The organism is Desulfosarcina sp. (assembly GCF_033791525.1).
GTDB lineage: Bacteria > Desulfobacterota > Desulfobacteria > Desulfobacterales > Desulfosarcinaceae > Desulfosarcina.
Genome location: NZ_JASJGN010000477.1, coordinates 1 through 22,412 on the forward strand (window position 1 = coordinate 1; position 22,412 = coordinate 22,412).

Sequence of the window (22,412 nt, forward strand, 5' to 3'; positions counted from 1 at the left end):
TTCCGACATGCGTTTTTACCGAACAAGCTGCGACGGGGTCTGTGGTTTAATGCATGAGCAGCATTGTCAACCTGCAGGGCCAGTTCTCGTTTGGATTTAGCGTTCTGTTTCCATCTATTTAGCCACGTCTTCAACTCTCCCTGGCTGTGTTCGATGGCCCTGATTAGTAATGTTGAAGAAATTGTCTCTTTCTGCATGACGAATTAGGATTACCGTTGTTACGGTTTTGTGTTTAGATTGTACATTACTATCTGCACAGCCATCTGAAGTGTCTAAAAGTGAAAGTATTATGACTAACAAAATCAGTTTTTGAATTAATTGATTAAGTATGCACCTTGTTTCCATTTCGTAGTCTCCAGATTGAAAAGGACGATAGGCCCGCCAGATCAGGATAACAGCTCATATCTTACAATTAGGTATCAACCGACCTTGTCAAGATTCCAACGATGGAGAAGATGGCAGATGAAAAAAAATGCTCACAAACCTTTTGGTAATTTGTCCACTTTTTAAGGTCCTATTGTTGTGGGATTTTAAGAATTGAATGAGGCAGGGAGGTCGCTTTTATTGATTGGTGTTGTTTTTTCGAGCATTAACATCGAAATTATGCAGGACAAATCATCCTTTCAGCAATGTTATTAAAGTAACTTCGCTCACAGTGTTAAATCGGATGGGGATGCCTATGGTGCCACATCCCTGGCTGGTGTAACCTGTCATTTTCCTGTATCGCCACAATCCACGGTAATATTTTCTGCCATATCTCAGATGGAGGATGATTGGATATCCGCCGGGTAGGCAGATCTGGCCACCGTGTGTATGGCCGCACAGATATAGTTGATAACGGTTTTCTGCAGCAACGTCATATAGTGACGGTGTATGAACCAAGGCAATTTTAAAACCTTCCTCTGTCTCCTCCAAGGCGGTTAGCGCTTGGTCCGTGTAATAATAATAGGGATCATCAATTCCAGTAATCTGTATCCTGCTGTTGTTTCTGTTGATATAAATAGATTCATTGGGCAGAATTGTAATTCCCATTTTTTCAAATGGCTCCGCCATCCGGTATGTGTCATGATTGCCGAACGTTGCAAAAATTCCATCCTTTGCCCTAATCGTTGAAGTAATTTTTTCCATGGCTTTCATTGGGGTCTTGATACTTCCGCTGATTTTTTTCCGGTAATCTCCTGTCATTACACAAGCGTCATAGGATAGGTTCTTGATACTCTCGCAGATGATATTCTCGTATCCTGAGATAAAATCCGCGTGAAGATCAGTTAGATGCAACAAGGTGTATCCGTGAAAGGGCGCCGGCAGATTGCCGAAATGAAGACGTTCCCTGTTGATAACAATACCAGTCGCGTTGTGATAACCTCTCTGGTGCAGTCTAAAGGCTTTTAAGCAAACTCCGAACATACGGATTAAAAATTCGAAAAGAGACCAGTGGCGTCTTCGTTTTTCACCATACCGCAGATGTTTATAAATATCTGCTTCGAGAATGGATCGCGTCAGGGCCCATACCAGACGCCTGTCAGCTTCGGTTCTATGAAGAAGTAAACGTTTGTTACGCAGAGATTGGGCAGACTTCGAGGTCTTCTGTAAAAAAGAGGTTGGCAAATTCATTTCTCCCTGGATTGAGATGTACAATCAAGCGATGGAAAGCGATACGTCATGATATATTGAGAGACTCTCAGTTATCAAACACAACGAAATTATTGCAGATTCGATTAAGACATCTTAAAATTACCTTGGCATTGGGCCGTTGTCAAACATTTTAGCCAAGGAGGTATGTCATGAAAGTGTCAAAAGCGGGAAAAATCTGGATCGACTATCATCAGATCCATTCCAAAAAAAAATACAGTCAGAGCCCACTCGTTCGTAAAGGATAAGTTTTGCCAGCAATTCGGTAATCATGACATTAACGATCTATCCGTTGATAACATCCTGGACTTCATGAACCAACTCACCGAAGGTCGCAAACCCCAAACAAAACGCGCTCGATTCACCAGCCTGTTGGCATTTTTCAATTTTGCCAAAAACGACCTCGATCCGGATGTCATCAACCCCTGCGATTAGCCTATGTTGCGTAAGCTTTTCCGCACAAAGGTAAAAACTCAATTTGATATACTCGAAAAGGAAACCGTGGATGAAATCATCTTTCGGACCAACAAGATGCGAGACCGATTGATTCTGGAATTGATGGCACGAGGTGCAATGCGAATCGGAGAAGTCTTGAAGATCGTTCCAAATGATATTGCCGAAAGAAATATCCTGTTGAGAGAGCCAAAAAGCGGACGTGAGCATGAAATGATATTTATACCGCAGAAAGTTGCTGACCGTCTTAAAGAATATGTCAAAACCCGAAATGTCGGACTGCGAGATAGGATTTTTCCAATTTGCTATGAAGCAGCAAGGTCGGTTGTGTTGAAAGCAGGCCGGTTGGTTGGCATCCACCTGAGGCCACATGATTTGCGACGACATGCGGCCACGTATGCCTCTCGATCAGGTGTACCCCTTGAAATTGTGAGCAAGATCATTCTCAGGCATTCCAACCTGTCCACCACCCAGATTTATTTGGGCAGGATAAGCGGTTCAGAGGCATTGAAAAGGATTGAAACCATTTACAGCTAAAACGAGAAAGGGTGGGGCCGGTTGATTGGCCCACCCTTACAACTGCGACTATAATCGAACACCTTTGGTATTTCTGAGACTGACATCTACAAGATCGTTGCAGCTATATTTACCGATCAAATTTTCATCGAGCATGTTCTATGCCGCACATACATGCAATTTGGAATGAAACAACTGGTCCTTTGCAGGACAATAAAACCCGGTCTAAGGCAATTCGTCAACCCACTTGCCTCCGGTCAACCACTTCTTGTGCATTTCCGGCAACTGGCCATTGCCTTGCAGCAGTATCAAGAAATTCTGCACCCAGTTGACCAGCAGGGTATCTTCGGGCATGGCAATGCCAAGCGGTTCGAAGCTGAGGGGCGCTTTGCCGGCCAGCAGCCCCTTATCCTGGTATCGGTAGGCGGTCAATGCACAGAAAGGATAATCCGCCACAACGACATCAACCTTCTTTTTCAATAACAGGTCGATGCCCTGGTCATATGAGTCAATGGGTATCAGCTTGGCCTCGGGCATAAGTGTCTCGGTGTACTTCTGACTGGTAGAATCCTTCAATGCGGCAATGTTGACTTCCGGTGCATTCAATCCTGTGGCCTGTTGCAAAGTGGCGAACCGATTGGACAATGTTAAAATTCCTTTACCAGAAACCAAGTAAGGCCCCACAAAAACCACCTTTCGATTGCGCGTTGGAGTGATGGTCATACTCGAAAGGATCATATCTACCTGCCCGGCTTCCAAAGCTGGTAGCAGATCGGCAAACGGCAGGATCTTAAATTTAACCTTGACCTCTAAAGCAGCAGCCATTGACCGCGCGATATCGGCGTCGAGTCCGATAATTTCACCCTTTTGGGAAATAGCCGTCATGGGCGGTTGTGCGCCGCTGGTACCGATAACCAGCTCTCCCGTTTTCAGGATTCGATCCATTGTAGGACCGGCCGAGACGGTGACGGCCATGAACAGCGCCAGGACTGACAGCAATACGACGGCAAGAACTGTTTTCTTCATTAAGACTTCTCCTTATAAAATTGATCGAGTGGAATGCCCGTTTAAAATTAGTAGTTGGCATCAGAGCATGTATTCGGCCGTGGACGGTTGCAACGCCTCCTTCTAAAATAGCGCCCTTCAGTGGTCAGTGAGTGGTAAGGTGAATTAGCTTCATGTGAAGAGTAGAAGATACGATCTTGATTTATCCGTCGATGAGTGTAAAGAATTTGTAATGGAGTGTCAATGGCATCGTAGATACAGCATGTTGCATCGTATGTCATGTGACCTTTAACCAGAACCGCCCGAAAACAAACGAGACCAGAAAATTCCAGACCATTGTCATAATCGGACTTGAATACGGTGCTTTTGTGTGAACCCGGCTAAAGATGTAGTGGGCAGGTAGAATGCTGGTGAGGTTGCGATTACATTTTGTAGCTTGTGTATTTCATTCAATTCCATAGATTTGAGATAATATCCAGTTAGGCCCAAGTACAGATACCATCATTCGTGGCTGTCAGGTCGAGTACAATATTGCGGTAATAGATTGTCAAGTTATCCCCATCTATGGACATTCGATTGAAAATTGTCGCTCGTGGTAAAAACGACTGAAATCATACCGCCTTATATACCTTCAGCCTTCAGCCTACCCGCTGGTTTTGCAGATTTAATGCGGACGTCTGACCCCAATCCTCAGACCTCACTTATCGGCGTGAGCTGTACCAGGCTTCGCTGAGCATCCAGAAACGGCAGACGATAGCGGTGGATATGGACCGAAAAGGACGTACCGCCGAGGATGATTGACCCGTCACCCTTCTGGTTGGCGGTTTCCTGCGAGTGGTTTGCTTGGAGCCCTTTCATGGCCAGCAAACAGCCGCCGGGAGAAAGAAATGGCAGGGCAAGGTTGGCGAAGTCTTCCAGCGAGGAGAATGCCCTGCAGACCACCCGGTCGAATTTGCCGCGGTATTCCGGCAGCAGGCAAAGGTCTTCCAAACGCCCGTGAACGGCATCGATGTCACTCAGCCCAAGGGTCCGAATGGTGTGCTTGAGAAAAGAGACCTTTTTGCGGACGCTGTCCACCAGGGTGACCGACAGGTCAGGCCGCAGGATGGCAAGCGGGAGACCGGGAAACCCGCCGCCCGAACCGGCATCCATGACCCGGGCCCTGTCGCCGATCCAGGGAGCCGCCGCCAGGGCGTCCACATAGTGCTTGAGCGCCACGTCCAGGGGATCGGTGATGGTCGTCAGGTTGGTGACCCGGTTCCACTGGAGCAGTTCCAGGGCATGTTCACCCATGGTTCGGGCCTGGCCGACGGTCATCGTTAGCCCCAAGGCCAAGGCGCCCTCGATCAGCGTTTGCCGCCATTTTTCAGAATCGATTTCCATGGGATGCCCTCGACGTCACCATTGGATCAGGTGGGTTTGACACCCCGGACCAAACCGGAGTCATTGGTCCCGGTGAAATCCAAACGATGAACGTCCACAAAACCCGCCGTTTCGAGCATGCCGGCAAGCTGAGCCTGGCTGTATGCCCGTCCTCCCTCGGTGCCCAACAACATGTTCAGGGAAAAAAGGGCGGGAAACAGGGGTCTGTCCAGGCTGTCGTCCAGGATGAATTCATGGATGACCACCACGCCGCCGGGGATCAGGCACTCGAATGCCAGTTTGATGATGCGCAGGCAGTCCTTCTTCGATTCGCCATGCAGGATGTGGGACATCCATACGGCATCGTAGCTGCCGGGGATGGCGTCTTGCAGATAATCGCCGGAAATAAAGGCCACCCGATCACCCATGCCCATGTTCCGTATAGTTTTTTGTGCAAACGGCAGTGTGGTGGGCAGGTCCATCACGGTTGCGGTAAGATCCGGATTGTGCCGGCAAAAGTGAATGGCATAGGTGCCGGGACCGCCCCCCAGATCTAGCAGCCTGGTGCAGCCGGAAAGGTCGACGACAGGCACCAGCCGCGGTGCCAGCTGGGTGGCCAGGTTGAACATCCCCATGAGAAAGGCCTCCCGCGCATTCGTGCCTTTCTCCCGAACGGGCAGCCGGATCGGTTTCCCTGTGAGGATCGCTTCCGGCAGCTTTGCCCAGGACTCCACCAGGTGGTGGTGGTGTTGGATGATGTAACCGATGTAGCGGTCTGAATCCATCGACAGGTAGGTCCGGCTGGCCTCGGTGTTGGCATAGCCCCCTTCATCTTTGGTCAGCAGGCCCATGGCGGCGAGGGCATCCAGCAGCCGGCTGACGGCGTCAACCGGTGCATCCAGCTGTTCGGCCACGCGCTGCCCACCCACTCGGATGTCCCCGATGCGGGTGAACACGTCCAGCGCCACCGCGCCGTGCAGTGCGCAGGTGGCCCAATAGGCGCCTGATGTTTTCAGGATCCGGTCCGGTGTCCAGGTTTGCTGGTCCATCTTTCCCCCTTTGATTGTTGGGTGGATTCATTCGGTATTAAATTGCCCCTATCCAATTAGGTAGGAGATTGTTCTCACCTTGTCAACAATCATGCACCTACACACCGGCTCAGTGGTCTTTATCCACTTGCCAAGCCCGCCGCTTTTTTGTTAGGGTCGCCACCAGAATAGTATGGTCAGGATTGCAGGTGAATTTGGTTCATCTGCAAGGCACAACAGGCAACGCATTTCGGCTGCCATGGAAATATCGAATGACCAGACAAAACCGCACTGAATCAAAAACCACCCCCCATAATGCCAGGGTTGCACAAGACCGTTATCGCCTCCTTTTCGAACGCTCCCCCGATGCCGTCATCGTCACCGCTCCGGACGGCCGTATCATCGATTTCAATCCGGCCGCTCTGGAATTTTTCTGCATTTTCCGATCCGAACTGCAAGGATCGAACATCGCCGCCTTTTATGCCAACTTGGCGGACCGGGCACCCTTGATCAGCCAGGTGGATAAGACGGGCCTGGTCCACAACGCGCCTGTCATTTTCGTGAGCAACGACGGTCAATTGAAACACAGCATCGTGACCACCATGCGTCTGGATGACTCGGACGGCGGCATTTATGGATACCAGTGTGTCATCCGTGACGTCACCCAACACAGGCGGGCAGAAAAAAAACTGCACAGTCAGAAAAGCTATGCCGAACAATTGATTGACATCGCCCCGGAAGCCATTGCCATCCTCGACCTGGATAATCGGGTGATCCGCATCAACGAAGAATTCTGCCGTCTTTTCCAATACACGGAAGAGACGTGCATCGGCCAGCGAATGGATGACCTGATCGTCCCCGAACAATTGAAGGCCGAAGGTCTCTCTCTTTCTGCACGGGCAATGGGCGGGGCCTGCTTTGAGGTTGAAACCCGGCGAAAGAAAAAAGACGGGACCCTGGTGGATGTCTCCGTCCTGGCCAAACCGATCGCGACGGAAAAAGACGAACCGGCCATTTATGTCATCTACCGGGACATCTCTGCGCGCAAACAGGCGCAGGAGGCGTTAGAAAAGAGCGAGGAGCGTCACCGCACCGTATTGGAAGCCGCTCCGGATCCGGTTATCGTCAGAGACATGTCCGAACGGGTCATCTACCTGAATCCCGCCTTTACCCGTGTTTTCGGGTGGAGCCTGGACGAATGTCAACACCGGCCGATCGACTTTGTCCCCCAGGAAAACCAGCCCGAGACTCAACAATTCCTGGCACAAATTCATCAGGGAGCCTCCTTTTCGGGGGTGGAAACCCGACGATTTACCAAAAGCGGGCAGGTGGTTGACGTCTCCATCAGCGGCGCCGTTTTTTTCGACACCGAGGGCAATCCCGAAGGTTACGTCAATACCCTTCAGGATATCAGCGAACGCCGAAAAAAAGACGAAGCGCTCAGGTATGTCGCCTATCACGACATTCTCACCGGGCTTCCCAACCGCAAATCGTTTTATATGTGCATCGACGATCTGCTTCAACATTCGAGCCGCCGGACTTCAGACCGGGCATGGGCACTGATGTTCCTGGATCTCGACAAATTCAAACAGGTCAACGATGCCCTGGGTCATGATACCGGTGACCAACTGCTTAAAGGCGTGGCTGAACGGCTCAAGGAATGTCTCCGGGAGACAGACCACCTGTTCCGGCTCGGCGGAGATGAATTCACGATCATTCTGACCAATTTGAGCCTTGATATCGATGTTGCGCGCGTGGCACGGAAAATCCAGCAAACCCTTACCCGCTCTTTCCGATACAGCGGTCAGGAGATATTTACCTCCACCAGCATCGGCATCAGCGTTTTCCCCAACGACGGGTGGGAGGTGGAAGGCCTGGTAAAAAGCGCCGACATGGCCATGTACGCCGCCAAGGAAAACGGCGGGAACGATTACCGATTCTTCACCGAGGAGATGAACCGCAAGGCCTTGTACCGCATGAAGATGGAGAGCAGCTTGAGAACAGCACTGGAACAGAACGAGCTGGTGCTTTACTACCAGCCGCTGGTCAGTGAAACCAACCGCATCATGGGCATGGAAGCCTTGCTTCGCTGGAACCATCCGGAACTGGGACTTGTTCTCCCGGCTGATTTTATCCGCATCATGGAAGAGACAGGCATCATCGTGCCCGTGGGGCGGTGGGTGCTGCAAACGGCCTGTGCCCAGACTAAGCGCTGGCATGACAGGGGCTATTCGGATCTTTTCGTGGCGGTGAATCTGTCCGCCAGACAGCTTCATGAGCCTAATTTCGTAGAGATGGTTATCGATATCATTCGTGAAAGCGGTCTGCCTCCGGAGTGCCTCAAGCTTGAAGTCACCGAAAGTAGTGTGATCCAGAACCCGGAAGTATGCATTTCCAAGATGAAAATGCTGCGAGCCGAGGGAATCACCTTTTCCATTGACGACTTCGGCACCGGATACTCATCGCTGAGCTACCTGAAGCGATTTCCCATCGACGCCTTGAAAATTGACCGATCCTTTATATCCGATGCCATGAGCAACAAAGGGGACCAGGAAATCATCAAAACTATTATCGCCATGGCCCGCAACCTGAACATCGATGCCGTGGCCGAAGGCGTGGAGACCCAGGAGCAGAAGGATTTTTTGGCCAGCTACGGGTGTAACAGCATGCAGGGTTTCTTTTTTGCCCACCCCGTTCCGGTAGAGAAGTTCAAGGATCTGCTCAAGCGTCAACAGAGAACCGCTCCCCCCGGGAAGGACGGTGTCGCCGCGAAGGGCCAAGGAACGCCTTCGGCCCAACCTAAAAAAAAATCTCGGAGGACGACCCCTTGACCCCCCGAATCCTCAAACCCTTTCCTTTTCTTTCCTAACCCAGGAGTCCGGAGCATTTCATGCGCTTTCGCCCCTGTATCGATCTTCACGACGGCGTGGTCAAGCAGATCGTCGGTGCCACCTTGTCCGATACGGACGCCCACGGTCTGCAAACCAACTTTCAGGCACAAAAACCCGCCGGATGGTTTGCCGACCGCTATCGCCGGGACAAACTCACCGGCGGCCACATAATCCAGCTGGGCAGAGGCAACACGGCTGCGGCCCGGTCGGCCCTCTCGCGATGGCCCGGCGGCATGCAGGTGGGCGGCGGCATCACCGCAGACAATGCCGAAAGCTGGCTGGAATCCGGCGCCAGCCATGTCATAGTCACCTCCTGGGTATTTCACGACGGCCGCATACACATGGAGCGCCTGAAACAGCTGACCCGGAAAATCGGGAAAAGACGCCTCGTTCTGGACCTGAGCTGCCGCAAACACGGCGACACCTACCTGGTGGCCACCGATCGCTGGCAGACATTCACCACCGAGGCAGTCACCTACCCGCTCTTGGACCGCCTCTCCGATTACTGCGACGAATTTCTCATCCACGCCGTGGACGTAGAGGGGCGCTGTGGTGGCATCGAATCCGAACTGGTGACCTATTTGGGCCGTTGGACGGGCCTGCCGGTCACCTACGCAGGAGGCATATCCAGCCAGCAGGACATTGATCTGATCGACTCGCTGGGAAACGGATGCATCGATTTTACCGTGGGCAGCGCCCTGGACATATTCGGCGGCAGCGGGCTTTGTTATGCTGACCTGGCCGGACGCTATGGACCAAACACGCTTTAGTTTTAAGACTGAATGGAGTGAGACTGGTGTTGATAAACGTGCACATCTCTCTGAGGATAGGGAATATTGATGCCTTCCGCATCGAACGCTTTCTTCATCGCCTCATGCTCTGCCATGTAAACGCCCCTGTAGTCCGATGAATTGACCCATGGACGAACCACAACATTCACCCTGCTGTCAGCCAGTTTCACCACGGCAATCTGGAGAGCAGGATCTTTCATAATTCGCGGTTTTCCGCTGCATCAGCCGAGCACCTTGGAAAGGGTTCCCTTGAGGGCATCCCCTCCTTTGGACTGCACAAAGGAAAGGATGACGGGAATGAATTGGCTGACCATGCCGGTGTCCAGTCCCAACTTTGAAAAACCGCCGGCAAGACCGGCCAGGTTACCCACGTCGGCATTGCCGCCGCCGATATTGGATGCAAACCCCTTAAGCGCCGATCCGAGCATTCCCGGCCCCGGTGCCGATTCAACCAGGCTGTCGATACCGGGAACCTGTCGGGCAATCTGCGAATAATCGTCTGTCCCCAATTTATCCTTGGCCAGCTTAAAAAGAAGCCCGGCACCACCCTGAGCCTGGTCCGGGCTGACGCCTAATTGTTCGGTAAGCAGTCTGACTAATTCCATAATTATCTCCTATCCGGTTTGTCAACCTCGCCCGGACACCGAAACTGGATGTCAGGGCGAGGTCTCGATTTGCGATCAGGTCTGGTCATCGACCTGTGCGTCGGGAGCATTCTTTTTGATCGATTCAATGGCAGACACAACGGAACGCTTCTGCTTGTATCCCTGGCTGGCAAACATGTTCTCACCGTTGGATGCTTTGAACCGGAACCTGAACGCACCGCCATTGTCCTTGTAAACTTCGAACGTGTAGGCCATTTTTAATCTCCTTTTTATAGATTGGGTGGTTACCGATTTATTGGAACCGCGCATCACTGCCGGACAGGTTTGAATTCCACCCGTCGGTTGCGGGCGCGACCTTCTTTGGTGGCGTTGCTGTCGATGGGACGATCCGGGCCGAAGCCAATGGCGGTCATCCGCGAAGCATCGATTCCATTGGACTCCAGATAAGCCTTGACCGACTCGGCCCGTCTCTGGGAAAGATCCTGATTATATGCCCGGGCCCCACTGCCGTCGGTATGACCATGGATTTCAACCTTCAATCCCGGTTGGTCGTTCAGGGCTGCGGCAACTTCATTCAAGGATGGAAAAGAGCTTTCCCTCAGCTCCGCCTTGTTGTTCTCGAATTGGATGTCCTTGTAAAGATAGGTGCCAGCAGCCGTCACTTCGGCACTCGTGGTGACAACCGGGCAGCCCTTGGCGTCGACCGTGGTTCCCTCGGGGGTGTCCGGACATGCGTCTTTATAATCGGAAACGCCGTCTTTATCACTGTCCAGGGGGCATCCATGCATGTCAACCTGAATGTTGCGGGGTGTGCCGGGACAGCGGTCGTTGTCGTCCGTCACCCCGTCGCCATCGCTGTCGTTCTTGGCAGTCAGCAGAACTTTTTGGACAAACACCTGCATGGCCTGACCTGAACCGAGCCCATCGGCATTGACAGCCTCGCCACAGCCGGAGACCGCGGCGATTTGACTCAGCAGTTCAGTGCCGTCGGCCGCATCGCCCACCTGTAGGGCATAGATGCAAAGCCGTTCGCCATGCTCCGCCCTCAATGCCCCGGCGGCGGTGAGGGCGCCCGAAGCCATGTTTCTGCCGTCACTGACAATGACCATGGCTATGGGTGCATCGGCGCCCTTGAGGTCAGCTGCCGCGTCTGCGAGGGCACGGGCCAGGGGGCTGATGCCGCCGGCTTCTTTAACCCTGGCGACTGCGGACGTCAGCGCATCGCGGGAGTATGCCTGAGTCGGCAGCATGGTGGTGGAAGATGCCGACGATACCGAATCGGCATGACCGAAACTGCGCAGCGTCACATCCATGTCCAGATCGGGCATGGTGTCGTTAAAGTTATTGATAACCCCCCGGGCGATGTCAAGTTTCTGGTATCCTCGGTGAGCGTCTGCCATGGAACTGGAGGCATCCAGAACAAAGACAAGCTGCCCCACTTTTTTTTCATAGCGCCCCGGGTCGATCGGCTGTGCGTCAAAATCGGGAAGTGGAAGTGGATGGTAAGGGGTGGCGCACGCGGCGATAAACACGGCGGCCAGCACAACTGCGAGCGGATGACGAACAGTTAAATTCATATCGAGGTCTCCTTTTCCAAATCGTTGAATAGTCGCATCGATCATCTGGTCATTGATTCGTTTTCGAGGTTGTCACCTGATTCAATAGATTACCCACGGTTTGGCCAGCGGTCTTGGCCTCGTCTTTGCTGTCACCCACAGCCGCTTCCATCTTTTTGGCGGTGGACTCATAGGCATCGACACCGTCTCCTACAGCCTTGTCCAGCGTATCACTGGAAGCCTGATAGACCTCTTTGGTCTTCTCACTGGCCGTGTCGACTCTTTCAACAATGGCGCTTTCCGCACCCTTGGTTTTATCCATGGTTTCTCCAGCCGCCTCACGGGAAGCGTCCACCACCTTGACCATCGTTTCGCCAACGGACTCGGCAGTTTTCCCCGCATCTGATTCCGCCTTCTGGCAGGCATTCAATCCCAGCAACAGCAAGCTGATCCCCAGTGCGATCGTCATGAGATAAATCTTCTGTTGGATATCGTAGGCTGTTTTCATCATTCCCTCCTTAAAACGGCTCTATGGGTTCCCATCGATTGAGCGCTTGATTCAGTTTGATTCAGGAATAGAGCAACAGGCTTGCCAACATCCTAAAGAAAAAGAAAACAAAAGCTAACCATTAGTAATTGTTATAAAAAAATAATATTTTTATTCACACTCCACCGAATTAGGTATGCGCATGAAGTGCGGCAAATCCGCAAATGGGTGCGTGAAATCACTCAAATCCATGCCTGTGTGAATACGGCAATGAAGTTGAATGTTCTTGGAAGAATCGAAAAAACTATACGTTATTAATAGGTGTGCTGAACGGTTAGAGGATGGCCGGATTATTGCTTTCAGGTGGCACAAGCGGTTATGGGCCGCCAGCCCGATTCGGGACCATCCGACCGTATGGTTGTCGACCCGCGCTTTAACAGTCTGTTGAAAAACCATTGCGCTTGGTCATACGGCGTCAACATTCGACTCAACATGCTCATTTATCACCCATAAACTGCGCTTTTTCGCGGAAGTCTGCCTTGTCTTGCCTGCGCTCATGACGTTTTTCAACCGCCTATTAAGGTCTCACTGATAGGGTGAGAAGATCTATTCAGAAAGGAGGCGTCGGGATGATCACAGATTTTTTTTCCGCCACGCTTGATAACCTGATGGCCCTGTTTGGGATCAGTGTCTTGATCGCGGCTGCTATCTTTGCCGCCGGCCTGCTCGTCGGAATACTGTTCAGGACAGGGACTTGCCGATTTGTCGCCGGCCTCATGCTGAAAGCCGTGAAACCGTTCCAATTGGGCGATACCATATCGGGGAGCGGTGTGACCGGAACGGTGGCGTCCATCCGGTGGTTCAACACCCAGTTGGTGATGCCGGACCAGACAACTATTCTTGTTCCCAATATCAGTTTGATGGGAAACACCATCGTCAACCACACCGCAAATGGAACCCGTCGAATCGACATCCGGTTCGGTGTCGCAAATGGTGGGGATATCGAGGCGGCCATAGATATTATCGAAGAGGTGTTGTTAAAGGATCCGCGGGTTCTCGCGGAGCCTTCCTGCTGTATAGCGATCACCGGATACTGCGCCAATGGCGTTATTTTGAATGCGCAGCTCTGGGTATCGGTAGAGGACTACTGGAAAGCCCGCTCGGAAACCATGGTATGCGTCCGCAGCATGTTTGAAGCTGAAGGCATCCGCATCAATCGACGCCTGGGCGAGGCCCACGGATGCCCCCGGGAAAGTGAAAACGATCCTGTCTGTTCGTTAAATCCGCAGCCGGATCGCAGCTGATGTAATGAAACTTAAGTTAAATTCCCATTCAGTTCACTAGAAAGTTTGACAGTTGGCAGCGGTTTGGATATCTATAGATCATTTCCAAAATAGGATTGATGTTCAAGATCATAACCGATCGATGTAGATAGCCACCACGCCCATGCTTGGATCTGATATGGCGAGTTAGCCAGTGCCTGGACCTGTTGTGGATTCTATCAAGTTGTCTGTAAACTTCACTATGGGCGTTTTAAAACGGAAAATATGTCTGCTGGGCACTTTCGCCGTGGGAAAGACCAGCCTGGTGCAACGTTTTGTCAATGATCGCTTCAGTGACAAATACCTGACCACCATCGGCATCAGCGTCAGTAAGAAACTGATGCCGCCGGTCGTCTGCGGGGAAACGGGCGACACCGCGCAACACACGTTCTTGATCTGGGATATCGCCGGACTTGAAAAATTTGACCCGGTGGTTATGAATTATTTTCGCGGCGCATCAGGTGCGTTGGCCATCGCAGACCTGACACGGCCGGAAACGGTCGATGAACTTGCGGCCATCGGCAACAAGTTCCTGTCTGTCAACCCCAAGGCAGCCTTGGTAACCATTGGCAACAAAATCGATTTGATGAAGGATCGGACCGACACCTTCTCCGACTACAAACGACTGGCGGCCGATTTTGGATCCGAGTTGATCCTGACCAGCGCCAAAACTGGTGACCGGGTGGAGGAGGCTTTTCAACTGCTCTCCCAAAACATCGAAATGCTGCATGGCTGATCCGCTCAACATTTTACTGGACCATAAAGGCTTTGGTGCAATATATTTCGATGGACGGCTGCGGGTGATGGAAACCAGTCCTGCCGCACAGCAGCTGCTGTCCATGACGCCCACACAATCGCCGCTTGCCCTTATCACGGACATCTTCCCCGAACTGGTAGGAATTGAGGACGACTTGCAACAGATTCTTGCCAAGCAGGAATCCGTCTATCACCTCGAATATGTAAACCGCAGCGACAAACAGGGGCAAACGCGCTACCTGAATCTGCTCCTGCTGGCCTGCAACGAAAAAGATCGCGCCCTGCTTGTATTGGAAGATGCAACCCAGACAGCTCTGGCCCTGCAAGCTGCCAACCAGCAGCGTTATGACATGTACCTTTACCGCACGAGCATCGACCATCGGCGCAGCCAAATCGGCCATTCGATTCTGGGTCGCTCGTCAGCCATCGAGCAGATCATCCAGACCGTTCAACGGCTGAGTCATGTCCCGTCGGCGACCGTGCTGCTCATGGGTGAAACCGGAACAGGCAAAAACCTCACCGCCCGAATGATTCATGAAAGCTCGATGGCCGCTGATGCGCCTTTTGTGGAGATCAATTGTGCAGCGCTGCCTGAACAACTGATCGAGGCTGAGTTGTTCGGCTACGAAAAAGGAGCCTTCACCCATGCCGTATCCGCCAAACCCGGCCTTTTGGAAGCGGCTCACGGAGGTACTCTTTTTCTGGATGAAATCGGCGAACTGCCCCTCAATATGCAGGCCAAACTGCTCTCCACCATTGAATCAAAAACGTTTCGACGCCTTGGCAGCACGCTTCAGCGAGAGGTCGATGTGCGCATCATCGCCGCAACCAATCGCGATCTGAAAACGGAAATTGCCGCAAAAACGTTTCGCGAAGACCTATTCTATCGCCTCAATGTGGTATCGATCACCCTGCCCCCGCTCAGACAACTCGGAGAGGACATCGCAACGATTGGCGAACATTTCATAGAACTGCTGAACATCCAGTTCAAGAAGAAGGTCAAGGGTTTTTCACCTGGCGCCCGCAACGTCCTTTTGGCGCACCACTGGCCGGGAAACGTCAGAGAATTGAGCAACTGCATCGAAAGAGCCATGATCTTCATCGATGGCGATGAAATCGATTTACCCGATCTTGTGCTAATGACACCCGCGGCAAGTGCCGCCAACGCCGGTCATCAGCCCTGGACCGTACCTTCCACGGGAATCGAACTGGAGGAAGTCGAACGCAGCCTGATTCTTTCGGCACTTGAACAGGCCGACAACAATAAGAGCAAAGCCGCACGACTGCTGGGCCTCACCCGCCATACCCTGCGATACCGCATGGAAAAGCACGGCCTTGAACCGCGATAGTGAGTCGGTGGAGCCCCCCCGTTAGATCGTGGCCCAACCGCTTCCCGACCGGCTCAATCCATGGGCAGCAAGGCATAGCCCCTTGCCTGATAGGCCACCAGTGAAATATAACCGTTTTGAACGACGGTGACCGTCGGTAAAAAATCCGCCGGTTCGACCTTTTGCGCCTTGGCTGCGATCGCACACTGCTCGAGACGAAAGCCGTGTTGACTGAATTGATCGATCCATCCTTGAATTTCCTTTTTTATTCCTGCGTCCTTGGCGTCCACGTACTGCCCCCCTCGGGTGACATAAAGGCTGGCTCCGCCGCGAAAAGCGACCACTACGGTCGGTGTGACCCCGGCATCGATTAGCTGGCTGTAAGTTTCATCGATCAACTCAAGTCGCCGAAGGAGTAGCTTGGCCTTTCCCACGTTGACATCACAAACGATTTTAACTGCTTTTAAATCACCCAGGGCCTGTTTGTCATCCACGTTGCCGGCAAATAAAATTGAAGGGAAAAGGACCAGCAACACAATCAGTAATTTTTTCATAGTGACCTCCTTTTTCAGGCAGGTTCGGCACCAAATTGGCGGTTTGGTGCAAGATAGGATCATCTTAAACATAAAGACAGAATTGCTTGATGGTCAAGGCATCCACTGCCTTTTTTCGATCAGGGCAGGTTGACATGCTCTGATAAGCAGGCCTGGCGGATTCGCAAAAAGCCCGATATCTGCGTTACGCTTTATCCTTCGTCACTGCGGAGTACCGTATTTACGCCATCAAGCTTGTAGGAGGCCAAAGAGGCCATCTCGAGGCACTGCCGGAAGCCAGCAGGCGGCGTGAACAAAGAGGACGGATTTGCATTTGAGTTATAGCCAACAAAAAAGGGCCGAATACGATGATTCAGCCCTTTAGGTTCACTAATTTTGGAGGCGGCAACCAGATTCGAACTGGTGAATGGAGGTTTTGCAGACCTCTGCCTTACCACTTGGCTATGCCGCCCGTACAAAAAAAAATGGAGCGGGAAACGGGATTTGAACCCGCGACTTCGACCTTGGCAAGGTCGCACTCTACCACTGAGTTATTCCCGCTCAGTTGAAGTGGCTCTTTTATAAATTAATGGTTTCAATGTCAACAGATAATTTCAGCCGCGAAGTAATTTTCTGAAGCGTAGGAAGTAATCCGCCCCCGACCAGAGCGTAAATACCAAGGCTCCCCAAAGGAAAAACATACCCACGGCGTGAAAGTCCAATCCAAAGGCCGGAAAATGAAACATCAGGGGAATGATGGCCGCAATCTGGAAACCGGTCTTGTATTTGCCCAGGCTGGATGCGGAGACGTCTATTTTATTCTGGGCGATGATATTCCTGAGCCCCGTGACGGCCAGCTCACGACCGATAATGATGCAGGCGACCCAGGCAGGCATCCATCCCAAGGCGGTGAGCATTATCAGCGAGCAGGAGACCAGCAGTTTGTCAGCCACCGGGTCCATGACCTTGCCCAGGTTGGAGACCAGCCCGTATCGGCGCGCCAGGTATCCGTCAAAATAGTCGGTGATGGCAGCGGCGCTGAAAATAAGGCCGGCCAAGAGTGCCGTGAAGCGGTTAGGCCTCATCAGCAGCATCACGATGATCGGCACCGAGACGATCCTGAACAGCGTCAGGGTGTTGGGGTGGGTGAGAAGTGAGTTGATCCGCTCGTTTTTCATTTGCTTTAGATTGATTGTCCTCTCATCATTGGGGGGGCCCGTTATTTTTTATGAACTCGTAAAAAGTCGCATTCCCGACGGGTTCGCAAAACGTTCGAGATCAAGGAATGAGGTGTACTTGCGGTACGCCGCAGTGACGAGGGGTGAAGCGTAACGCAGATATCGAACTTTTTGTGAACCCGTCATTTTTTGGCCTTGTCCCAGTCGGCCAGAAAGGCGCTGATGCCCTTGTCTGTCAGCGGGTGAGCCGCCAGCTTGCTCAGCACGTTAAATGGGATGGTTGAGATATCCGCCCCGGCCAGCGCCGCGTCCAGCACGTGCAGGGGATTGCGGATGCTGGCCACGATGATCTCGGTATCGAAGGCGTAGTTGGCAAAAATCTCAACGATCTGTTCAACGAGCAGCATGCCGTCCTGCGCAAGATCGTCCAGCCGCCCGATAAAGGGGCTTACATAGGTGGCTCCGGCCTTCGCCGCCATCAATGCCTGAAGCGGTGAGAAAATCAGGGTAACATTGGTCTTGATGTTCTCCTCGGCGAACTGCCGGGTGGCCTTGAGACCGTCCACGGTCATGGGCACCTTGATGACAATATTTTGGTGGATTTTTGCCAATTCCCGCCCCTCTTTGAGCATAATTGCGGCTTCCAGGCTGATCACCTCGGCGCTGATGGGGCCGTCCACGATTTCACTGATCTCCTTGATAACGTCTTCAAACACGCGGCCCTCTTTGGCAATCAGCGACGGGTTGGTCGTCACGCCGTCCACCATGCCCATGCTGTGGGCCTCTTTAATTTCATCGATATTTGCAGTATCAATAAAGAATTTCATGATCGGATTCCTTCCTGAGTATCAGATGTTAATCAGCAGTATTGGATTCCGCATACATGAATCCAGATCCATTCCCATAATATGAGCGAATAGCTGTCAGCTATGGGCTCGTCATTCGCGTTTCTGTTTTTCTAAAAACCCGTCACGGCAGACCGCCGAACAAAACAGCAATGTCTCCCCGCCACATTTCAATTCCACCCCTTCCCGTTGGGGGAAGTAGATCCCGCACTCCGGATCCTTGACCATCACATCATCGATGCTGGGTTGGCTTGATCCATTTTGTCCGGGAGACTGAAGATTTCGCATCACCCACGATTTGGCAGCCCGGTAGGCCAGGTAGGCGATAATAATCAGCAGAAGCAGTTTCACGACACCGGGCCTTGTATAGGGGTTAAGACCATTGATTTGAGCTGCGTTATCGGTCGTGGCGGTATTAGCATACGGCTTCCTCCATCTGCCTTGCCAAATTGATTGTCTTAACCCTATCCCTATAGCAGTATGGGCTGGTTTTCCAGTGGGATGACCCGCTGGTCCTCATCGTCAAGGTGGCTTAGCAGATCGGCAACAGTTTGTCCCAGCTCCGGATGAATGATCGACGGATTTATATCACAGATGGGCTGCAGTACAAAAGCCCTTTTGTGCATGCGCGGATGGGGAATCGTCAGCCTCGACGTCCGGACGATCCGGTCGTCGTATAACAGGATGTCCAGGTCCAGCACCCGCGGACCGAACCGGATCGCATCGGCTTTTCGCCCCATCTGCTGCTGAATGGCAACCAGTTGATCCAGCAGAGCCAAAGGCGCCATCGTTGTCCTGATTTTTACGGCCGCATTGACGAACCAGTCCTGATCCGCATAGTCCACCGGCGATGTCCGGAAAAATCGGGATGCCCCCAGAAGCACCGAATCACCGGATTCGGTCAGGGCGGCGATGCCTCTGAGACAATTGTCCAGTTTGCCGCCCAGGTTAGACCCGACGGAAATGAACACGGCGTGATCCGTCTTCACGACCGCCATGCTTCCTCCCACAGGTCGCCACGATAGATCACTCGGGCATCGCCTTCCAGTAATACATCCTGGTAGCGGCAGCCTTGTGTTTTGAAATGAACCGTTAGTTTTCCCCCGCTACGGGTCGTCAGCGTAACCGGCGATGTCAGCCCCCGTTCACAGGCCAGGATCAGCGCTGCGGCCACATTTCCCGTTCCACAGGCCAGGGTCTCATCCTCGACGCCGCGCTCATAGGTACGGATAAAAATCGTCCCGTTTTCCTTTACAGCCACAAAATTCGCATTGGTGCCGTCAGGGGCAAACTTCGGGTGATATCGGATGAGACGCCCGGTTTTTGCCACAGCCACCGCCTCGACGTCGTCCACGACCATTACCACATGGGGAACGCCGGTGTTGACGCTGCCAACGGCTGTTGGAGTTCCTTCAATATCCAAAATGGTTCCGGTTTTAAGATCCCTGGGTTCGGTCATGCGGATCTTCACGGTGTTGTCACCCACGGTGGCTTCGATCGTTCCGGCCAGGGTTTCGAAGGCCATCTGCCGATCGGCGATTCCGTGTATGAAGGCAAAACGGGCCGCGCAACGGGCGCCGTTGCCGCACATATCCGGCAGGCTCCCGTCAGCGTTGAAAAAGCGCCACTTGAAATCGAAGTTGGCAGACGATTCGATGAAGATCATGCCATCGGCGCCGACCGACATCTTTCGGCGGCAGGCCCCGATGACCAGACGCATCAGCTGAGCTTCGGGCACCACCGCCTCCCGGTTGTCGATAATGATAAAATCATTGCCGCTGCCACTCATTTTTAAAAAGGGAATGGTTTTCATGGGGTCTCCGACACTCCGGAAGGCATATCGGGCAAATGATCGATTTGCACCGAGTTTGAATCAGGTCCGTCACCGCCGTCCGTCTCCAGCCGCACTTTGAACACATAGCGAAAACCGGTTTCCAGGGGGGCATCGATGGAAAACCGGTTGGATTGCGTATGAACGTATGGAACCGTGGCCACTTTTTCAAATACCAGGGGACAGCCATCGCAGTCCGGTTCAGCCAGGGCGGATCGGGAGCGGTAGACGCCGAATGCCGCGTTTTTTGCCTGTTTGGCCGAAAGCGCCCCCGGCAGACGCCAGGTCAGTGTGACGGTTTGGTCGGTCACCGCGTATGCCAGATCCGCCACCGCCGGTACCGGCGGCTGTCGGGACGGCACCGGGGGGCCCTTGACACCGCACCCAAAATAACTGACACTGAGCAGTAAAAAAAGCCCGGATAGAACGATCATTTTTGAACAGATGCGAGTTCTTTTATTGTCTATCATTAGACCTCGGACGATTGAAAAACGAACCGCAGAACAGCAGAATATTGAACCGCAGAATGCCGAAGGATGAAATCGCTGCGCTTTATCTTTTTTTATAGCCGTTCACGGATTCAAAGATTCAGGGTTCAGAGGTTCCGGGTGCACCGAAAACCTCAGCGCAATTAACCACATACGATAAACGCTAATCCGGTGAATGTTTACATACCTGATTTACTCGCCCTGGGATTGGCGGTTTCATCAGGAACGTATTCGCCTGCGAACAAGGCCAACCAATAGTAAACAAACCCAGAACGGTGAACCCTGAACCTGAGAACGCTTACGAATTCCTTACTTCGACATTCGGCATTCGCTATTCATTTTTCGATATTCGCTTTTCAAGCCTCGTAAGAAACCATAAAAGCCAACGTTTCCTCATCGATCAACCTGGCCGAATTTCAGGCCGGCGGTTGGGCCAGTGCCTTTCTGGCCTCCGCAATCGCCCGGGTCACGTTCTCCGTTGCCGTTCCCCCCAGGCTCTGCCGGCGGTCGATCATGAACTCCAGGGTCAAGTGATCGAAGATATCCGCCTTGATCAGGGGCGAGAATGATTTGAGCTCATCCAGGGTCAGCTGGTCCAGTTCCTTTCCCTTGTCCAATGCATAGGCCACAGCGCCCCCCACGCAGGCGTGGGCTTTCCGAAAGGGCATGCCCTGGTTCACCAGATAATCGGCCATGTCCGTGGCATTGAGGAATCCGATGGACGCGGCCTTGCGCATGACCTCCCGGTTAACGGTGATCCGGGGGATCATCTGGATGTTGATGGAAAGGCAGGCCTTGATCGTATCCGCTGCATCGAAGAGCGGTTCCTTGTCTTCCTGCATATCCCGGTTGTAGGACATGGGCAGGCTTTTCATGAGGGTGAGCAGGGCCATCAGTGAACCAAACACCCGACCGGTTTTTCCTCGAACAATCTCCGGAACGTCTGGATTTTTTTTCTGGGGCATGATGCTGCTGCCCGTGGCAAACGCATCCGAAAGGGTGATAAAGCCAAATTCCGATGTGGACCAAAGCACCAATTCCTCGGACAACCGGCTCAGATGAACCATGCAGATGCTTGCGGCCGCGAGAAATTCCATGGCGAAATCACGGTCCGACACCGCATCCATGCTGTTGGAACTGACCCGGGGAAAATCAAGCAGCTCAGCCACATAGGGCCGGTCTATGGGATAGGTGGTGCCGGCCAGTGCCGCGGCACCCAGCGGCATCACGTTGATGCGGTCCAGGCAGTCGGAGAAGCGTGCCTGATCCCGGGTGAACATCTCGTAATAGGCCATCATGTGGTGGGCAAACAGCACCGGCTGGGCCCGTTGGGTATGGGTGTAGCCGGGCATGACCACATCCTGGTGACCGTTGGCCAGATCCACCAACACCGTCCGCAGCGTTTGCAGGAAATCGATGGTCCGTTGCGTCTCGTCACGCAGGTACATGCGAAGGTCCAGGGCGACCTGATCGTTGCGGCTGCGGGCGGTGTGAAGCTTCTGCGCCACCTTCCCCGCCACTTGAAGCAGTCGGGCCTCGATGTGCATGTGGATGTCTTCCAGGCTGTCGTCGAAGATGAACTCGCCCCGATCCAACTCCCGTTTGATGGTGCCCAGCCCTTCCACCAGGCCGCTGGCCTCTTCATCGGTGATGATACCGGCCGCGGCCAGCATCCTGCAGTGGGCAATGCTGCCGGCAATGTCGTAAGGGTATAGGCGACAGTCATAGGCGATGGAGGCGGTAAACGTCTCCACGCTTTTGTCTGTCTTCTCCGAAAACCGTCCGTCCCAGGGTTTTTCAGCCAT

At 52.8% G+C, this 22,412-nt stretch carries 24 protein-coding genes and 2 tRNA genes; 6 read left to right on the plus strand and 20 right to left on the minus strand.

Annotated features, from left to right (window positions below; genetic code table 11):
* The coding region (locus tag QNK41_RS22500; protein WP_319261984.1) for a hypothetical protein at positions 1-197 on the minus strand (197 nt) is incomplete at its 3' end.
* Between the two features lie 418 nt (positions 198-615).
* Positions 616-1,614, minus strand: coding sequence for a metallophosphoesterase (locus tag QNK41_RS22505; protein WP_319261986.1), 999 nt, complete (start codon positions 1,612-1,614; stop codon positions 616-618).
* 519 nt (positions 1,615-2,133) lie between these two features.
* Here QNK41_RS22505 and QNK41_RS22510 point away from each other — a divergent pair.
* On the plus strand, positions 2,134-2,622 hold the full coding sequence (locus QNK41_RS22510) for a tyrosine-type recombinase/integrase (RefSeq protein ID WP_413815195.1): 489 nt from the start codon (positions 2,134-2,136) through the stop codon (positions 2,620-2,622).
* A gap of 204 nt (positions 2,623-2,826) precedes the next feature.
* On the opposite strand, the gene QNK41_RS22515 is transcribed toward QNK41_RS22510, so the two are convergent.
* The 3 genes from QNK41_RS22515 to QNK41_RS22525 form a co-directional block, all read right to left on the minus strand.
* The gene (locus QNK41_RS22515; RefSeq protein ID WP_319261991.1) at positions 2,827-3,627 is read right to left on the minus strand and encodes a transporter substrate-binding domain-containing protein; all 801 of its coding nucleotides are present in this window, start codon (positions 3,625-3,627) and stop codon (positions 2,827-2,829) included.
* A gap of 669 nt (positions 3,628-4,296) precedes the next feature.
* Positions 4,297-4,989 (minus strand): 16S rRNA (guanine(527)-N(7))-methyltransferase RsmG, encoded by a 693-nt coding sequence (rsmG, locus tag QNK41_RS22520; RefSeq protein WP_319261994.1) that lies wholly within the window; start codon positions 4,987-4,989, stop codon positions 4,297-4,299.
* Between the two features lie 26 nt (positions 4,990-5,015).
* Positions 5,016-6,017, minus strand: coding sequence for a methyltransferase (locus QNK41_RS22525; protein WP_319261997.1), 1,002 nt, complete (start codon positions 6,015-6,017; stop codon positions 5,016-5,018).
* A gap of 251 nt (positions 6,018-6,268) precedes the next feature.
* Here QNK41_RS22525 and QNK41_RS22530 point away from each other — a divergent pair, with 251 nt between their 5' ends.
* Together QNK41_RS22530 and hisA are read left to right on the plus strand one after the other, a co-directional pair.
* Positions 6,269-8,827 carry an EAL domain-containing protein gene (locus tag QNK41_RS22530; protein WP_319262000.1) on the plus strand — a complete coding sequence of 853 codons (2,559 nt, stop codon included), beginning with the start codon at positions 6,269-6,271 and terminating at the stop codon, positions 8,825-8,827.
* A 59-nt stretch (positions 8,828-8,886) separates the two neighbouring features.
* Positions 8,887-9,657 (plus strand): phosphoribosylformimino-5-aminoimidazole carboxamide ribotide isomerase, encoded by a 771-nt coding sequence (gene hisA, locus QNK41_RS22535; RefSeq protein ID WP_319262003.1) that lies wholly within the window; start codon positions 8,887-8,889, stop codon positions 9,655-9,657.
* Between the two features lie 2 nt (positions 9,658-9,659).
* Here the strand turns inward: hisA and QNK41_RS22540 are convergent, their stop codons facing one another.
* The 5 genes from QNK41_RS22540 to QNK41_RS22560 all read right to left on the minus strand — a co-directional run bounded on the left by QNK41_RS22540 (position 9,660) and on the right by QNK41_RS22560 (position 12,347).
* Positions 9,660-9,881 (minus strand): hypothetical protein, encoded by a 222-nt coding sequence (locus QNK41_RS22540; RefSeq protein WP_413815196.1) that lies wholly within the window; start codon positions 9,879-9,881, stop codon positions 9,660-9,662.
* Between the two features lie 18 nt (positions 9,882-9,899).
* Complete coding sequence (locus QNK41_RS22545; RefSeq protein WP_319262009.1) at positions 9,900-10,283, minus strand: DUF2780 domain-containing protein; 384 nt, start codon at positions 10,281-10,283, stop codon at positions 9,900-9,902.
* Between the two features lie 75 nt (positions 10,284-10,358).
* The gene (locus QNK41_RS22550) at positions 10,359-10,538 is read right to left on the minus strand and encodes a YegP family protein (protein ID WP_319262011.1); all 180 of its coding nucleotides are present in this window, start codon (positions 10,536-10,538) and stop codon (positions 10,359-10,361) included.
* Positions 10,539-10,591: 53 nt separating this feature from the next.
* On the minus strand, positions 10,592-11,860 hold the full coding sequence (locus tag QNK41_RS22555) for an OmpA family protein (protein ID WP_319262013.1): 1,269 nt from the start codon (positions 11,858-11,860) through the stop codon (positions 10,592-10,594).
* A 49-nt stretch (positions 11,861-11,909) separates the two neighbouring features.
* Entirely contained in the window at positions 11,910-12,347 is a 438-nt protein-coding gene (locus tag QNK41_RS22560; RefSeq protein WP_319262015.1) for a hypothetical protein, read from the minus strand.
* Between the two features lie 608 nt (positions 12,348-12,955).
* On the opposite strand from QNK41_RS22560, the gene QNK41_RS22565 reads away from it, so the two are divergent.
* The 3 genes from QNK41_RS22565 to QNK41_RS22575 all read left to right on the plus strand — a co-directional run bounded on the left by QNK41_RS22565 (position 12,956) and on the right by QNK41_RS22575 (position 15,753).
* Entirely contained in the window at positions 12,956-13,630 is a 675-nt protein-coding gene (locus QNK41_RS22565; protein ID WP_319262018.1) for a mechanosensitive ion channel family protein, read from the plus strand.
* A gap of 220 nt (positions 13,631-13,850) precedes the next feature.
* The gene (locus tag QNK41_RS22570) at positions 13,851-14,384 is read left to right on the plus strand and encodes a Rab family GTPase (protein ID WP_319262021.1); all 534 of its coding nucleotides are present in this window, start codon (positions 13,851-13,853) and stop codon (positions 14,382-14,384) included.
* Positions 14,377-15,753 carry a sigma-54 interaction domain-containing protein gene (locus QNK41_RS22575; RefSeq protein WP_319262024.1) on the plus strand — a complete coding sequence of 459 codons (1,377 nt, stop codon included), beginning with the start codon at positions 14,377-14,379 and terminating at the stop codon, positions 15,751-15,753. Before QNK41_RS22570 ends, QNK41_RS22575 begins: the two co-directional genes overlap by 8 nt.
* 53 nt (positions 15,754-15,806) lie before the next feature.
* Here QNK41_RS22575 and QNK41_RS22580 read toward each other — a convergent pair whose 3' ends face one another.
* From QNK41_RS22580 to argH, 10 genes are all read right to left on the minus strand, one after another.
* On the minus strand, positions 15,807-16,286 hold the full coding sequence (locus QNK41_RS22580) for a DsrE family protein (protein WP_319262027.1): 480 nt from the start codon (positions 16,284-16,286) through the stop codon (positions 15,807-15,809).
* 376 nt (positions 16,287-16,662) lie between these two features.
* A tRNA-Cys gene (locus QNK41_RS22585) sits at positions 16,663-16,737 on the minus strand.
* Positions 16,738-16,751: 14 nt separating this feature from the next.
* Positions 16,752-16,826, minus strand: a tRNA-Gly gene (locus QNK41_RS22590).
* A 53-nt stretch (positions 16,827-16,879) separates the two neighbouring features.
* Positions 16,880-17,443: a CDP-diacylglycerol--glycerol-3-phosphate 3-phosphatidyltransferase gene (gene pgsA, locus QNK41_RS22595; protein ID WP_319262030.1), complete on the minus strand. Its 564-nt coding sequence runs from the start codon at positions 17,441-17,443 to the stop codon at positions 16,880-16,882.
* A 182-nt stretch (positions 17,444-17,625) separates the two neighbouring features.
* Positions 17,626-18,270, minus strand: a complete 645-nt coding sequence (fsa, locus tag QNK41_RS22600; RefSeq protein ID WP_319262033.1) for a fructose-6-phosphate aldolase — start codon at positions 18,268-18,270, stop codon at positions 17,626-17,628.
* Between the two features lie 111 nt (positions 18,271-18,381).
* Positions 18,382-18,639 carry a hypothetical protein gene (locus QNK41_RS22605; protein ID WP_319262036.1) on the minus strand — a complete coding sequence of 86 codons (258 nt, stop codon included), beginning with the start codon at positions 18,637-18,639 and terminating at the stop codon, positions 18,382-18,384.
* Between the two features lie 119 nt (positions 18,640-18,758).
* Positions 18,759-19,286 carry a 2-amino-4-hydroxy-6-hydroxymethyldihydropteridine diphosphokinase gene (gene folK / locus QNK41_RS22610; protein ID WP_319262039.1) on the minus strand — a complete coding sequence of 176 codons (528 nt, stop codon included), beginning with the start codon at positions 19,284-19,286 and terminating at the stop codon, positions 18,759-18,761.
* The gene (gene dapF / locus QNK41_RS22615) at positions 19,274-20,101 is read right to left on the minus strand and encodes a diaminopimelate epimerase (protein WP_319262042.1); all 828 of its coding nucleotides are present in this window, start codon (positions 20,099-20,101) and stop codon (positions 19,274-19,276) included. Before dapF ends, folK begins: the two co-directional genes overlap by 13 nt.
* Positions 20,098-20,589, minus strand: a complete 492-nt coding sequence (locus QNK41_RS22620; protein ID WP_319262044.1) for a hypothetical protein — start codon at positions 20,587-20,589, stop codon at positions 20,098-20,100. The genes dapF and QNK41_RS22620 overlap by 4 nt, the downstream gene beginning before the upstream one ends.
* A 434-nt stretch (positions 20,590-21,023) precedes the next feature.
* Positions 21,024-22,412, minus strand: a complete 1,389-nt coding sequence (gene argH / locus QNK41_RS22625) for an argininosuccinate lyase (protein WP_319262045.1) — start codon at positions 22,410-22,412, stop codon at positions 21,024-21,026.

What these genes read in the sequence shown, in the direction of transcription:
- QNK41_RS22530 (WP_319262000.1), top strand. Translation starts at nt 6,269, where the DNA reads ATGACCAGACAAAACCGCACTGAATCAAAAACCACCCCCCATAATGCC.
- QNK41_RS22580 (WP_319262027.1), bottom strand. Translation starts at nt 16,286, where the DNA reads ATGAAAAAATTACTGATTGTGTTGCTGGTCCTTTTCCCTTCAATTTTA.
- fsa (WP_319262033.1), bottom strand. Translation starts at nt 18,270, where the DNA reads ATGAAATTCTTTATTGATACTGCAAATATCGATGAAATTAAAGAGGCC.
- QNK41_RS22575 (WP_319262024.1), top strand. Translation starts at nt 14,377, where the DNA reads ATGGCTGATCCGCTCAACATTTTACTGGACCATAAAGGCTTTGGTGCA.
- hisA (WP_319262003.1), top strand. Translation starts at nt 8,887, where the DNA reads ATGCGCTTTCGCCCCTGTATCGATCTTCACGACGGCGTGGTCAAGCAG.
- rsmG (WP_319261994.1), bottom strand. Translation starts at nt 4,989, where the DNA reads ATGGAAATCGATTCTGAAAAATGGCGGCAAACGCTGATCGAGGGCGCC.
- QNK41_RS22555 (WP_319262013.1), bottom strand. Translation starts at nt 11,860, where the DNA reads ATGAATTTAACTGTTCGTCATCCGCTCGCAGTTGTGCTGGCCGCCGTG.
- QNK41_RS22505 (WP_319261986.1), bottom strand. Translation starts at nt 1,614, where the DNA reads ATGAATTTGCCAACCTCTTTTTTACAGAAGACCTCGAAGTCTGCCCAA.
- QNK41_RS22560 (WP_319262015.1), bottom strand. Translation starts at nt 12,347, where the DNA reads ATGAAAACAGCCTACGATATCCAACAGAAGATTTATCTCATGACGATC.
- QNK41_RS22515 (WP_319261991.1), bottom strand. Translation starts at nt 3,627, where the DNA reads ATGAAGAAAACAGTTCTTGCCGTCGTATTGCTGTCAGTCCTGGCGCTG.
- QNK41_RS22570 (WP_319262021.1), top strand. Translation starts at nt 13,851, where the DNA reads ATGGGCGTTTTAAAACGGAAAATATGTCTGCTGGGCACTTTCGCCGTG.
- QNK41_RS22525 (WP_319261997.1), bottom strand. Translation starts at nt 6,017, where the DNA reads ATGGACCAGCAAACCTGGACACCGGACCGGATCCTGAAAACATCAGGC.
- QNK41_RS22620 (WP_319262044.1), bottom strand. Translation starts at nt 20,589, where the DNA reads ATGATAGACAATAAAAGAACTCGCATCTGTTCAAAAATGATCGTTCTA.
- argH (WP_319262045.1), bottom strand. Translation starts at nt 22,412, where the DNA reads ATGGCTGAAAAACCCTGGGACGGACGGTTTTCGGAGAAGACAGACAAA.
- QNK41_RS22545 (WP_319262009.1), bottom strand. Translation starts at nt 10,283, where the DNA reads ATGGAATTAGTCAGACTGCTTACCGAACAATTAGGCGTCAGCCCGGAC.
- folK (WP_319262039.1), bottom strand. Translation starts at nt 19,286, where the DNA reads ATGGCGGTCGTGAAGACGGATCACGCCGTGTTCATTTCCGTCGGGTCT.
- QNK41_RS22550 (WP_319262011.1), bottom strand. Translation starts at nt 10,538, where the DNA reads ATGGCCTACACGTTCGAAGTTTACAAGGACAATGGCGGTGCGTTCAGG.
- pgsA (WP_319262030.1), bottom strand. Translation starts at nt 17,443, where the DNA reads ATGAAAAACGAGCGGATCAACTCACTTCTCACCCACCCCAACACCCTG.
- dapF (WP_319262042.1), bottom strand. Translation starts at nt 20,101, where the DNA reads ATGAAAACCATTCCCTTTTTAAAAATGAGTGGCAGCGGCAATGATTTT.
- QNK41_RS22565 (WP_319262018.1), top strand. Translation starts at nt 12,956, where the DNA reads ATGATCACAGATTTTTTTTCCGCCACGCTTGATAACCTGATGGCCCTG.